The sequence below is a fragment of the Nitriliruptor alkaliphilus DSM 45188 genome (assembly GCF_000969705.1).
Lineage (GTDB): Bacteria > Actinomycetota > Nitriliruptoria > Nitriliruptorales > Nitriliruptoraceae > Nitriliruptor > Nitriliruptor alkaliphilus.
In genome coordinates this window covers 100023-112471 of record NZ_KQ033901.1, presented here as the reverse complement: position 1 = coordinate 112471, position 12449 = coordinate 100023, and the positions used below count along the sequence as shown (strand labels likewise).

The 12449-nt window shown below is 73.5% G+C and carries 14 protein-coding genes; 10 read left to right on the top strand and 4 right to left on the bottom strand.

Annotated features, from left to right (window positions below; translation table 11 throughout):
• The first annotated feature begins 299 nt into the window (after positions 1 to 299).
• Complete coding sequence (locus NITAL_RS00520; RefSeq protein ID WP_157041537.1) at positions 300 to 587, top strand: hypothetical protein; 288 nt, start codon at positions 300 to 302, stop codon at positions 585 to 587.
• 206 nt (positions 588 to 793) lie between these two features.
• A complete protein-coding gene (locus tag NITAL_RS00515) occupies positions 794 to 1633 on the top strand; it encodes a hypothetical protein (protein WP_052664159.1) in 840 nt (279 codons plus the stop codon).
• Here NITAL_RS00515 and NITAL_RS00510 read toward each other — a convergent pair.
• The gene (locus tag NITAL_RS00510; protein ID WP_052664158.1) at positions 1630 to 2250 is read right to left on the bottom strand and encodes an O-methyltransferase; all 621 of its coding nucleotides are present in this window, start codon (positions 2248 to 2250) and stop codon (positions 1630 to 1632) included. The two genes, NITAL_RS00515 and NITAL_RS00510, sit on opposite strands and share 4 nt — an antisense overlap.
• A gap of 193 nt (positions 2251 to 2443) precedes the next feature.
• Here NITAL_RS00510 and NITAL_RS00505 point away from each other — a divergent pair, with 193 nt between their 5' ends.
• The 7 genes from NITAL_RS00505 (at position 2444) to NITAL_RS00475 (ending at position 7770) form a co-directional block, all read left to right on the top strand.
• Positions 2444 to 3028: a sigma-70 family RNA polymerase sigma factor gene (locus NITAL_RS00505; protein ID WP_211262120.1), complete on the top strand. Its 585-nt coding sequence runs from the start codon at positions 2444 to 2446 to the stop codon at positions 3026 to 3028.
• Entirely contained in the window at positions 3021 to 3440 is a 420-nt protein-coding gene (locus NITAL_RS00500; protein ID WP_052664157.1) for an anti-sigma factor family protein, read from the top strand. The genes NITAL_RS00505 and NITAL_RS00500 overlap by 8 nt, the downstream gene beginning before the upstream one ends.
• Positions 3437 to 4567 (top strand): LolA-like protein, encoded by a 1131-nt coding sequence (locus NITAL_RS00495; RefSeq protein ID WP_052664156.1) that lies wholly within the window; start codon positions 3437 to 3439, stop codon positions 4565 to 4567. Before NITAL_RS00500 ends, NITAL_RS00495 begins: the two co-directional genes overlap by 4 nt.
• A gap of 29 nt (positions 4568 to 4596) precedes the next feature.
• Entirely contained in the window at positions 4597 to 5997 is a 1401-nt protein-coding gene (locus NITAL_RS00490; protein ID WP_052664155.1) for a S1C family serine protease, read from the top strand.
• A 69-nt stretch (positions 5998 to 6066) separates the two neighbouring features.
• Positions 6067 to 6408, top strand: a complete 342-nt coding sequence (gene tatB, locus NITAL_RS00485; protein WP_052664154.1) for a Sec-independent protein translocase protein TatB — start codon at positions 6067 to 6069, stop codon at positions 6406 to 6408.
• A gap of 67 nt (positions 6409 to 6475) precedes the next feature.
• Positions 6476 to 7069: a phosphatase PAP2 family protein gene (locus tag NITAL_RS00480; RefSeq protein ID WP_157041536.1), complete on the top strand. Its 594-nt coding sequence runs from the start codon at positions 6476 to 6478 to the stop codon at positions 7067 to 7069.
• Positions 7066 to 7770 (top strand): HAD family hydrolase, encoded by a 705-nt coding sequence (locus NITAL_RS00475; protein ID WP_052664152.1) that lies wholly within the window; start codon positions 7066 to 7068, stop codon positions 7768 to 7770. The genes NITAL_RS00480 and NITAL_RS00475 overlap by 4 nt, the downstream gene beginning before the upstream one ends.
• Before the next feature lie 335 nt (positions 7771 to 8105).
• Here the strand turns inward: NITAL_RS00475 and NITAL_RS00470 are convergent, their stop codons facing one another.
• Entirely contained in the window at positions 8106 to 9221 is a 1116-nt protein-coding gene (locus NITAL_RS00470; protein ID WP_052664151.1) for an Mrp/NBP35 family ATP-binding protein, read from the bottom strand.
• Between the two features lie 140 nt (positions 9222 to 9361).
• On the opposite strand from NITAL_RS00470, the gene NITAL_RS00465 reads away from it, so the two are divergent.
• The gene (locus NITAL_RS00465) at positions 9362 to 10108 is read left to right on the top strand and encodes a hypothetical protein (protein ID WP_052664150.1); all 747 of its coding nucleotides are present in this window, start codon (positions 9362 to 9364) and stop codon (positions 10106 to 10108) included.
• A 7-nt stretch (positions 10109 to 10115) separates the two neighbouring features.
• On the opposite strand, the gene NITAL_RS00460 is transcribed toward NITAL_RS00465, so the two are convergent.
• Positions 10116 to 11495, bottom strand: a complete 1380-nt coding sequence (locus tag NITAL_RS00460) for a S8/S53 family peptidase (RefSeq protein ID WP_052664149.1) — start codon at positions 11493 to 11495, stop codon at positions 10116 to 10118.
• A 111-nt stretch (positions 11496 to 11606) separates the two neighbouring features.
• Positions 11607 to 12383 (bottom strand): hypothetical protein, encoded by a 777-nt coding sequence (locus tag NITAL_RS00455; protein WP_052664148.1) that lies wholly within the window; start codon positions 12381 to 12383, stop codon positions 11607 to 11609.
• Positions 12384 to 12449 lie beyond the last annotated feature (66 nt).

Below are 12449 nucleotides of genomic sequence, written 5' to 3'. Positions count from 1 at the left end.
CACCTTCGGCGGGGGATGGGGAGCGGATGCCGTCATCGAGCGTACCGAGGGTGCACGGGAGTCGGGGGACCTCGGCGTGCCCACCTCGGAGTCGGACAGTGTCCGTTCGACCAGGCCTGTGGGTCCGTTGCGCCCGACCGGCCGGGGCCACCGGAACGGGGTGACCCTGGCCGGTGGGCCACCGGAGCCACGGGGACGCCCCCTCGGCCGGGGGCGGGGCGCTGACGCAGCGCGGCGAGCGGGTGACGGTGGGGTCCGCACCGGCGAACCCGGCTGCCCGATCGACGAGGAGGCTCACCGTGAGCGACGTCCCCCCACCCCGAGAACCCGCACGAGACCGTGAAGTGGTCGTCACCGACGGTGGCGGTGGCGGCGGTGGTGCCGTCGCGGCGATCATCGCCGTCGTGGTCCTGATCATCGTCCTGTTCGTCATCTTCGGCACGAACATGTTCGGTGGCGGGACCGACACCGACAACGGGGACACCGAGATCGAGGTCGAGGCCCCGGACGTCGAGGCTCCCGAGGTCGAGGACACCACCGACGACGGTGGCGGCGACGGCGGTGACGAGGAGACCGACGACAGCTGACCGAGGCTCCCACCTCGACGAGGCCCGCGGACGAACCAGGTCCGCGGGCCTCGTCGTGCGACGGGCGGCGTGTCACGCCCCGCGGACGGCCCGCGGCGCCGTTTGGTGGCTCCAAGGGTCCGCGTGGCACCCTTCGCCCGCCGGAGCTCTCCGGACGGTGGCTCGCTCGGCGCGCCGCCTCCCGAACCTGATGACGAGGAGCCCGCGTGGACGCCCCCGCGGCCGTGCTCGCACTCGTGTTGGCCACCACCGCCGTCGGCAGCTCCGCGCTGTTGTGGGCGGCCCCCACCTGGGGGGCGGTCCGGCACGGCTACGAGATCCTGACCGGCGCCACCGTCGCGCTGATCGCCTGGGGCGCCTGGGCGGCGCTGCGGGCCCCCGTCGCCAGTCTGGAAGGCACCGACCAGGTCACCCGGGGCGAGCTGGCGTCGAACCTGCTGCTTGCCCTCACGGTGCTGACCGCCGTCGCGGTCATCGCCCTGGCGGTCAAGGTGCCGCCGGTCGTCGCCCGGGTGCTCGGCCTCCTGGCAACGCTGGCCGGTGTCGGCGCGTTCCTGCCACTGGCCGCCATCCGTGCGGCTCGCGACGGTGCGGGCGGGATCCCTCAGGGCGTGGTCGAACTGCTCGCCGGCGCCGTGCTCATGGGTGCCATCTGGGTCGGGATGATCCTCGGGCACTGGTACCTGGTGGAGCGCCGCCTCTCCAACCGCTACATGATCCAGATCGCTTGGGCCAACGTCGCCGCTGTCGGCGCGGGGCTGGTGTCGGTCCTGCTCTCGGCCCGCAACCCGGCGCCGTGCGCCGATCTGCCCGCTGGTCCGGCCTTCCAGCAGTGCGCACAGATGTTCTCGCCGATCCTGCGCATCGGCTCGATGACGGTCATCCTCGGGCTCGGCGTGCTGGCCATCATCGCGCTCATCTCGGGCTTCAACGTGAAGCTGGCGCGCGAAGGCGGTCGGTCCATCCAGGCGTCGACGGGGATGTTCTACCTCGCCGTCATCCTGGCCCCGGCGGTCGAGTTCGCCGCGAAGGTCCGCTTCTTCTAGCCCTCGTCGGCGGGGTCCACCTCGTCGGGCTGCCGCGTGGCGAGGGCCACCCCCTCGTCGAGGGGGAGCACCACCGGCGCGAACGCCGGATCGTCGGCCAACGCCTGCACGAACCGGGCCCTGGCCTCGGCGTGGTCACCGCTGGCGAGCAGCCCGAGCGCCACCAGGATCCCTCCGGGGCGCAGCAGCCGGCGGGCGTGCTCGAGCGGGTCGACGGTCCCGTAGGCCGGTCCCTGGAGCACCACGACGTCGTAGCCGGCATCCGACAACCGGGGCAGCACCTCGCCGGGGTCCCCGAGGATCGCACGGACCCGCGACCCGAGGCCCGAGCGCTCGAAGGCATCGGTCGCCAGCCCGTGGGCGTGCGGGTCGTCGTCGATCGTCGTCAGGACGCCGCGTTCCGCCAGCCCGCGCACCAGCCAGAGGCCGGTGACGCCACCCGCGCTGCCGACCTCCACGGCGCTGCGGGCCCCGACGGTGGTCGCCACCCAGCGCAGCAGGGCCCCGAGCTCGGGGGAGGGCACGACGGTGCGGCCCGCCCGCTCGCGGGCCGCAGCCGTCGCCTCGTCCTCGGCGGCCGTCAGTTCGCGCACGCGGTCCCGTGTTGCGCCGTCCATCGTGGCTCCTGGTGTCTGGTGGTTCCGTTCGGTCGGACGGTAGTCGAGCGGCCACGATGGGCCCGTCCGACGGGCCCGCCGCGCGGACGGTCGGGGTCCGGGGGCCGCGGGGGGCCGGCGCAGGACGCTGCTACGGTTCATGTCCGCCGCGGGAGGGTCCCGGCGGCCTCGGAGACGTCTCGTGTCACCTCCCGTGCCACCAGCTCGTGCGCCCGGTGCCGACCCGACGGAACTCACCGGGCTCATCGACCTCGCCGAGCCGCTCGAGCCGGTCGATGCCGTCCCGACGTGGGACGAGATCGCCGAGCGCTACGGCGAGACCGTGTACTCGATGGCCTACCGGCTGTGTGGGGACCGCGACGAGGCCCGTGACCTCGCCCAGGACGTGTTCGTCCGCGTCTACCGCAACCTCGACCGTTACCGCCCTGGCACGTTCGAGGGCTGGCTGTACCGGATCACCCGCAACCTGTTCCTCGACCGGGTCCGGCGGCGCAACCGGCTGCGGATGGAGCCGCTGCCCGCCGGTGACTGGCGTGAACCCCGCGAACCCGGCCCCGGGCCGGCGGAGACCGTCGAGGAGCGGGTGCTCGACGACCGGATCGAGGCGGCGCTCGCGGAGCTGCCGGCGACGTTCCGCACGGCCGTGGTCCTCTGCGACGTCCGGGGTCTGACCTACGAGGAGATCGTGGCTTCGACCGGGTGGCCGATGGGCACCGTCCGGTCGCGCATCCACCGCGGTCGCAAGCTCCTCCGGCAACGGCTGAGCCGCCGTGGCTGAGTCCCGTGGTGCTGGTCACGCCGGCGGTGCGCGCCTGTCGGCGTTCCTCGACGACGAGCTCGATGACGCAGCGGCGTTGGCCCTGACCCACCACGTCACGGGCTGTGACCGGTGTCGCCAGGAGCTCGAGGCGCTCCGTGCGACCCGTTCGGCCCTGCGCTCCCTGCCGGCGATCCAGGCACCGGTCCTCACCGCCGAGGTCCGCTCCCTGCGCCGGGTGCGGCACTGGTCGCGACGCGTGGTCGCCATCTCGGGCCTGACCGCTGCGGCGCTCGCCCTCGGCGCGGCGGCGTACGTCGCGGGCGGGGACGTCGGCGAGGTCGTCCCGCCCGTCGAACGCTTCCTGCTCGACCATCTCGCCCGGACCGGGGACGGTCCGATGCCCGCTCCGCTCGGCGGGCCCGTCCGGTGAGGAACCGTCCGTCCCGCGGCGGCGCCGTCGTCGTCGCGGCGGCGCTGGTGGCCCTGCCGATGCTGGCGGTGCCCGCGGGGGCGAGCGCTGGTCCGCGCGCCCCACGCCTCAGCCCCACCGCGGCCGGGATCGACCTGGCCGATGACGACGCCGATGCGCTCCGCGAGCTCGATCGCGCCGTCGAGGTCGCCCGCACGCTGCGGTACCGCGGACGGCTGACCGTCGCGTCCTTCGGTCGGGGTGGCCCCCAGGTCACCACCGTCGAGGTCGCACGTGCCGCGGACGGCCGGCTGCGTGCCGAGCGGCGTGGTGCGTGGGAGCTCGGCCGGGACGCGGACGGGGGGTACCTGCGCAGCACCCGGACCGGCAGCCTGCTGCGCCTCGGTGGCGTGGAGGCCGGCGCCTTCGACCGGGCCCGCTTCCTGCGGCACTACCGGGTCGAGGACGGCGGCACCTCGGACCTCGACACCGGTCCGGCTCGGGCCCTCCTCGTCGTCGCGCGCGCGTCGGGCCTACGTCGCGAGACCTTGTACGTCGACCAGGCCTCCGGTCTGATCGTGCGACGCGAGACCCGGGACCGGGACGGGACGCCCGTGCGGGTCGTCGCGTTCACCGAGCTCGAGGTCGATCCGGGCACGGGGCTGGTCGCGCCACCGCCCGACCCGGCCGGGGACGTCGAATCGCTCGCACTGACCCCGGTCGCACGGCGCGCACTGGTCGACCGAGGTGTCCCCGTCCATCGGGACCTACCCGGCGGGTTCGAGCTGCTCGGTGCCACCGAGGTGGAGGCCGCCGATGTCCCCACGGTCCACCTGGTCTACAGCGATGGGCTGTACACCCTGTCCCTGTACGTCCAGGAGGGGCGCCTGGCGTCACACGCGACCTCGGAGGCCACCCCGCTCGCGCTGCCGGGAGGCGGAGCCGTCTGGCGTTGGCCCGGCTCCGAACCCCGTCGTGTGGTGTGGACCGGTGAGGGGCGTACCTTCACCGCGCTGACGGATGCGCCGACCGGCGACCTCCTGGAGGCGGTAGCCGGGTTGCCGAACGACCCGGCACCCTCCACCCTGAGCCGTCTCGCCCGCGGGTTGTCCCGGGTCGGGGAACGGCTGCTCCCTCCCTGGGGTTGACCCGGGGCCGACATGAGAGGTCCGAGGCCGTGGCGTACGACCGCGACGAGTGGCGCACCCCCTGGCGGGTCGACGACGACCGTCACGACCCTGTGGGTGCCCACGGTGTGGGGGCGGCCGGTTCGATGGCCGCCGATGCCGACACCTCGGCGACGCACGGGCCCGGCGTCGCCGCGCCCTCGGCCGAAGCCCCCGAGCCGGACATCGCCCGCTACCCGCAGCCGCCCCCCTCGTCGTGGGACGCCGCCGCGGCCGGCCCCGGTTCGCCGGTCGGCTCGGTGCGTCCGCCGGACACGACGGGGACCCACGACGCGCCGCCGGCGGGCTCGACCCGCCGGGGGCGTCCGCTCCTGGCGGGGATCGTCGGCGGGCTGGTCGGTGCCCTGCTCGGTGGTGGCCTCGTCGCAGCCGTGGTGCAGGACGACGGGCCGGGACCGCTCGGCGGCTCCGCGTCCGCCCCGTCGATCACGGTCAACGGTGAGGCAGGCAACGTGGTGCCCGCCGTCGCCGAGGCGGTGACCCCGTCGGTGGTGCGCATCGACATCCCGCAGTCGGCCGTGGCCACGGGTCCGCTCGGGGCTCCCGGCCCGGCCCTCGGCTCGGGCGTCATCTACCGCTCCGACGGCTACATCCTGACCAACAACCACGTCGTCGGCGAGGCCGAGACCGTCACGGTCCGGCTCGCGTCCGGCGACGTGCTCGAGGCCGAGGTCATCGGTACCGACCCGCTCAACGACCTCGCCGTGATCCGCGTCGACCAGGACGGCCTGCCGGCCATCAACCTGCGTGACACGGCCGAATCGCTCGTCGTGGGGGAGACGGTCGTGGCCATCGGCTCGCCGTTCGGGCTCGACGCGTCGGTGACGACCGGCATCGTCAGTGGGCTCAACCGGGACCTGCGGGTCGATGACGAGGAGGCGATCGGTCTGGTGATCCCGTCGGTCATCCAGACCGATGCCGCCATCAACCCGGGCAACTCCGGTGGTGCCCTCGTCGACGGTCAGGGTCGCCTCGTCGGCATCAACACCGCGATCCTGTCGCGCACCGGCGGCAACCAGGGCATCGGCTTCGCCGTGCCGGCCGAACAGGCCGTCGCGTCCGCGGACCAGATCATCGAGCAGGGCTTCGTGCGTCACCCGCTACTCGGGGTCAGTGGCATCGACGTGTCGCCGGACGTCGCCGAGCAGTTCGGTCTGGAGGCCTCACGGGGTGCCGTCGTCGATGCGGTCCAGGAGGGCACCGGCGCCGAGGAGGCGGGCGTGCGGTCCGGCGACATCATCATCGCCGTGGACGGCGAGCCCCTCGCCACGATGTCGCAACTGGTCGCCGAGGTCCGCTCCCGCGCGCCGGGTGACACCGTGGAGCTGACGATCGTGCGCGGTGGGGACGAACTCACCATCGAGGTGACCTTGTCCGAGCGTCCTCGCTGACCACCAGCACGGCGCTGGCGTAGGCTCCCACGACCTCAGTCCATCGCCTCGTCCGCTCGGAGCGTCCCGGTGCCCGGTCCGCAGGAGCTGCTCGTCATCGCCGTCGTGGCGCTGCTCGTGTTCGGGCCCGAGCGGCTGCCCGAGCTGGCACGCAACGCGGCGAAGCTGATCAACCGGCTCCGGGCCGAGACGTCCCGCAGCGTCGACGAACTCAAGCGCGCGGCCGAAGTCGAGGGGCTGGACCGCGAGTGGCGGGAGGTCCGGGCCGAGCTGAAGGGTGCCCGCGACGAACTGCGCCGTCCCTTCGCCGAGGACCAGGCCACGCGCAAGCCGGTGGACGGCCGCATGGCGCCCGCGACCTCGCTGCGGCCCGACGACCGCCCACCTCCGGTCGACGCCGAGGCCACGTGAGCGGCGGGCGGCGTCGGGCTGTCCGTGCGCCGGCGGGGGCCAGCTGATGGGCCGCAGCCGCCACCGCGTGACGGCGCTGACCGTCGCGACGGTCCTCACCTCCTACGCCCTCGTGCGCACCGGCGCCGGCGACGGGATCGATCGGGCCGCCCGGGACGCGCTCGCGCGGCCCCTCGGTCCCCGCGCCGACCTCGCGATCGGGGCGGTGACCGACCTCGGGTCGATCTACGGTCTGGCGGGGATCGCGGCGACGCTGTGGGCCGGTGGGCGCCGCCGCCCGGCCCTGGACGCGGCCGTCGCGGGCGGCGCCGCGTGGGCGGTCGCCCAGGGCATGAAGCCGACGCTGCACCGGCCGCGTCCGTACCAGGTCGACGCCGCCGAGCGGCTCGTGGCCGTGCCGGCCGGGTCGTCGTGGCCGTCGGGCCACAGCGCGGTCGCTGCGGCGACCGCGACCTCGCTGTCTCCGCACCTCGGGCCGGTGCCTCGCCTGGTGTCGGCGGGCTTCGTCGGGACCGTCGCGGTGTCGCGCCTGTACGTCGGCGTCCACCACCTCACCGACGTGGTCGCCGGGGTCGCGGTCGGCCACCTGTGTGCCCGTGCCGTCCGGGGGGTCCGCCGGGTGATCACCCGGCGCGGGCCGCGAGGTGGTCGCCTCCGATGATCGACGTGGTGGCCTTCGATGCGGACGACACCCTGTGGCACTCGGAGTCGCTGTTCGTGGTGACCCAGGAGCGCGTCGCCGAGCTGCTCGCCCCCTACGTGGACGCGGCGAGCTTGGAGGCCGAGCTGGAGGCGACCGAGCGACGCAACCTCGCGGTGTACGGCTACGGGGTGAAGGGGTTCACCCTGTCGCTGGTGGAGACCGCGATCGCCGTCAGCGACGGGCGCGTGACCACCGACGAGATCGGGACCCTCCTGGACTGGGGCCGCGGGATGCTCGCCCACCCGGTGGAGCTGCTCGACGGGGTCGAGGAGACCGTCCGCACCGTGGCCGAGGATCACCGCATCGTGCTGGTGACCAAGGGCGACCTGTTCCACCAGGAGTCGAAGGTCGCCGAGTCCGGTCTCGGGGACCTCTTCGAGCACGTCGCGGTGGTCGCCGAGAAGGATCCGGCGACCTACGCGCGCGTCGCACGTGACGTCGGGGTCGACCCTGCCCGGCTACTGATGGTGGGCAACTCGGTGCGGTCCGACGTCCTCCCGGTGCTCGAGCTCGGTGGCTACGCGGTCCACATCCCCTACCACATGACCTGGGCCGTCGAGGCCGCCGAGGTCGCGCCGGACCCCGAGGTGGACGGCCGCCACACCCAGCTGCGCTCCATCCGCGAGCTGCCAGCCCACCTCGCCCAGCTCCGGGGCTAGACGAGCGCGCTGGGTGTCGTTCCCCACAACCGTCGGTGGTGACGGTTGCTCACCGCCTGACCGGCGGATCGGCCCGAGGTGGCCCCACAACCGTCGGAGGTGACGGTTCTGGGGCTGGCTGGAAGGGGTCGCCCACGGCGCAGCGACGACAACCGTCGCATCTCACGGTTCCGGGCGAGCCGGCGTCGTGCCTACCGCGGCACCCGTCGGTACCGAGGTGGAACGGATGGGCGCGGTCCTGGCCCCACCCAGGCGCTCCACCTGCGGCTGCGTGCCGGGACGAGCGACGGCCCGCGCGGGGCGCGGGCCGTCGGTCGTCGTTCCGGGCGGTGTGGTCAGCCGACGCTGAGGGGCAGCGCGCGCCCGACGATGGACGCCTTGCGGGCCCCGAGCTGCGTCGCGATGGCGGTGATCGCCTGCGCCGCCGGCACGTCGGGGTTGGTGATCACCAGCGGCGCGCCGCTGTCCCCGCCCTCGCGCAGGCGCGGGTCGATCGGGATGCGGCCGAGCAGCTCGGTGTCGAGCGCCTCGGCGAGCTCCTCGCCGCCACCCGAGCCGAACAGCGCGTGATCCGAGCCGCAGTCCGGGCAGGTGAACGAGGCCATGTTCTCGATGACGCCCGCGACGGTCATGCCGGTCTGCTCGGTGGCCTTCCCGGCTCGGAGCGCCACCTTCTGTGCCGCCTGCTGCGGGGTGGTGACCACGACCATGTCCGCGTTCGGCAGCATCTGCGCCAGCGAGATGGCGATGTCGCCGGTGCCCGGGGGCAGGTCGCAGACGAGGAAGTCGAGCTCGCCCCAGTAGACGTCGGCGAGGAACTGCTGCAGCGCCCGGTGGAGCATGGGGCCGCGCCAGATCACCGACCGGTCGGGGTCGGTGAAGAACCCGATGGAGATGACCTTGCAGCCGTGTGCCTGGAGCGGCATGACCATGCCCTCGAAGGCGACCGGCTTGCCCTCGACGCCCATCATGCGCGGCACTGAGTAGCCCCAGATGTCGGCGTCGAGCACGCCCACCTTGTGGCCCTGCTTGGCCAGCGCGACGGCGAGGTTGACGGTGATCGACGACTTGCCGACTCCGCCCTTGCCGGACGCGACGGCGATGACCTTCGTCGGCGAGTCGGCCCGCGCGAAGGAGATGTCCATCTGCGGGTTCGCGGCGCCCTTCTCTGCGCGGAGGTTGGCCGAGAGGCTGGTGCGCTCCTCGTCGGTCATGGAGCCGAAGGCGATCTGGACGTCGCGCACCCCCTCGAGCTGCATCACGGCGCCGGTGACGTCGCGCGTGATGCGGTCCTTCAGCGGACAGCCCGGGATGGTGAGCTTGATCCGGACGGCGACGACGTCACCTTCGATGACGATCTCGTCGACCATGCCGAGCTCGGTGATCGGCTTGTTGATCTCGGGATCGTCGACGGTCGCGAGGATCTCGTAGACCTCGTCCTTGGTGGGCACACGCGAGCCTTCCGGCGGTGCGAGGGGTTTGACCCGCTGACCGGGTCGGGTACCGGGCGATGGTACCGGCCTCGGCCGGGACCCCTGGTGGTCGGGGCTAGCCTCCGCGAGCCCGACCCACCTGCCGAGACGGGAGCGCCGTGCCCCGCCCGTGGACCGCGTGCACGATCGCCCTCGTCGCCCTGCTCGCAGCGGGGTGTCGCCTCGGTGTGACCGCCGAGGTCGACGTGGCCCGCGACGGCAGCGGGACCGCCGCCATCGTGCTCAGCCTCGACGCGGCCCTCCTCGGTGAGCTGGACGACCTCGGGGTGGACCCGAGCGCCGAGCTGACGGCGGTGGCCGCCGCCGACCCCGACTGGCAGCTGACGCGCGAGGTCACGGACGACGACGCGCTCGTGCTGACGCTGCGGCGCGCCGCCGCCACCCCGGACGAGCTGACCGGCGCGCTGCGCGAGCTGACCGCCGGTCTGGCCGACCGCGATCCGGCCCTGGCGGTCGACCTCGACCTCGACGTCGACGCTGAGGGTGCGGCGGACCTGGCGGGGACCGTGGAGCTGCGCACCCCGATCGGACCGGGGGTGGTGACCGACGACGCGGCCGCCGAGGACCTCGCGCAGCTGGCGAGGGACACGGTCGACGCGACCTTGGTCGTCTCGCTCCCGGGGGAGATCACCACCAGCGACGCGGACGAGGTCGACGGGTCGACGCTCACCTGGGTGGTCGCACCGGGAGATGCCCCGCGTCCCGTCACCGCCACCGCCGCGGCGCCCACGGGCTGGGCCACCGAGACGATCGTGGCCGTCGCCGCGCTCGTGCTGATGCTGCTCAGTGCCGGCGTGATCGCGGTGGTGCTCCGGCGGCGACGTCGTGGCATCGCCGCCGGGTGATCGTCCGTCAGCAGCGCACGTACGGGTCGTCGTCGGTCATCCAGGACTCACCGAGGAACGCGTAGTTGTTCCAGTAGGCGAAGCGCACCTCGTACTGCGCGGTCATCCAGTCGCACGCCTCGGCGCTCTTGGTGCGGGCCGGCTCACCCTCGACCCCGAGCCGCGCGAGCAGTTCGGTCACGACCTCGCGGTCGGGATCGGCCGTCACGAGGCCCCAGCCCATCGTCGACCACGGCGCCGCATCGATCACCGGGGTGGTGAACAGGTCGAAGATGGCGCCGATCGGGTCCCACTCGGCCGTGGCCGGGTAGGCGGCGGCCTCCTCGAGGGCGCGGCGCAGGTTCCAGACGGTCAGCGGCTGCTCGCCGTCGACCAGCAGGGGTTGCTCGTCACCCTCCACGATGCCGCCAGCGTGGCCCGCGGCACGTCGTGCCTCGAGGATGCCGAGCGACACCACGCCCGCCGTCGTCGGCGTGGCGAAGCTGGTGCCCGAGACGCTGCGACGACCCTCCTGACAGTTCGTGCAGTACGGCAGGGTCTGGGTGAAGTCGCCGACGACGTCGGGCAGGGTCCCGGAGGTCACCTGCCGGCCCTCGGAGTCGCCCTCCTCGTACCCGGACACGCCGATCGACCACCACGGGCCGCCGGTCGAGTCGACGGGGGACAGGGCCGGGGTGTTGTCGACCGCGCCGGTGTGGACCTTGCCGTTCTGGACCACCCCGGTGTAGCTGAAGCTGAGGTGGTCGGGCAGCGGCGGGCTGCCGATCGGGCCGTAGCTGGTGGTCACCACGTCGACGGCCGGGTGGGTGAACGCCCACTCCTCGGACGCTTCCTCGATGCCCTCGACCATCACCACGACGGCCTCCGGGTTGGCCTCCAGGACCGAGCCGAGGACGCCGGTGCCGTGCGGGTGCTTGTCGGCGGGGTGCAGCGGCGGCGCCGATCCGTCGAAGGAGATGCCGATCACGTTGGTGCCCGCGAACCAGTAGGGCTGGCCGGGTTCGACGCGGGCCCACTGGTCGGCGTCGGCGGTGAGGTCGGCCGCCTGGTCACCGGTCCGCGTCAGGTGCAGGACCTGGTCCGGCCCGATGCCGAACTCCGCGAGGACCTCCGGCGTCACGGCTGCCGGCGCGGTCTCAGCGAAGGGGCCGTCACCGCCGGCGTGGAAGAACTCGTGGTAGGCGTTGACGCCCGAGTCGATGGCCGCGACCACCACGCGGGATGCGGCGTCCGGACCGGCGGGTTCGTCGACCGGTGGGCCCCCGCGCTCGTCGGGTGGGCCGCCGGCGTGGTCGGGCCGGTGGTGGGCCGCAGCGGGGGCGGCGAGGCCGATGGCGAGTAGCACGGCGAGGATGGATGGACCGAGGGCACGGCGGGCGGCGGACACGGGAGACCTTCCGGCGGACGGGCCGGTGCGGTGACGCGCACCGGCGTTCTCGCCGGCTTTCGCGGTGTGCCGGTCGGGTCCCTGCCGACCGTGCGGCGTGTGCCCGTGGGCTCAGCCGCGGGGGGCGAGTTCCACGATGGTGCACTCGGCCTTCCACCGGTCGAGCGCACCTTCCCCGTCGGGCAGGTTCAGCCGCGTGCCGACCCCGAGGCCCGCGATCCGCTCGAACTCGTCCGAGCCGGACTCCACCACCCGGACGTCCGCGGTCAGCTCGCCGAGGGCGGCCTTCTGCTCCTTGGACTTGACCGAGATGGTGACCGTCTTCACGTGCTCGAGGTTCGGCAGCTCCTGCTCGCTGCCGCCCTTGACCACGAACAGCTTGCTGCCCTGCTGCACGTACCAGGCCGGGCGGGTGGCGACCCCGCCGCCCGGCTGGTCGATGGTCAGCCAGCAGATCGAGCCCTTCTTGAGGGCCACCTCCGCCGCGTCGAGGACCACGCCCGCGGTCTTCGCCGAGCCCGGAGCGTCGATGAAGACCGGGATGCGGCCGGTCAGCTGCCCGTCGAGGTAGAACAGGACCGCGTGCTCGCCGGGGGTGGTGATCTCGAGGCGATCGCGGACCTCGCGGCGGAACAGGTCCTCGAACATCATCCCGCGCAGCTCGATGAGGCGCGGCTCGGTCTCCCAGATGATGCGGCCGTCGGGGTCGGCGACCGCGAGGACCTCCTCGTAGCGGCCCTGCGGCCCCTTGTAGACCCGGTTGATCCCGAACGGTTCCGACCCGGCCGGCAGCTCGCCGGTGACCCGGATGACGGGGTCGGCGACCATCGACTCCTCGTACGACACGAGGTCGAAGGCCATCGCCGACATCAGCTTCACGCGGGACATCTCGGACCTCTCGGTGCGGAGGGTCGGTGCATCTCGAGGCATCTCGAGCCATCTCGATGCCTGGGG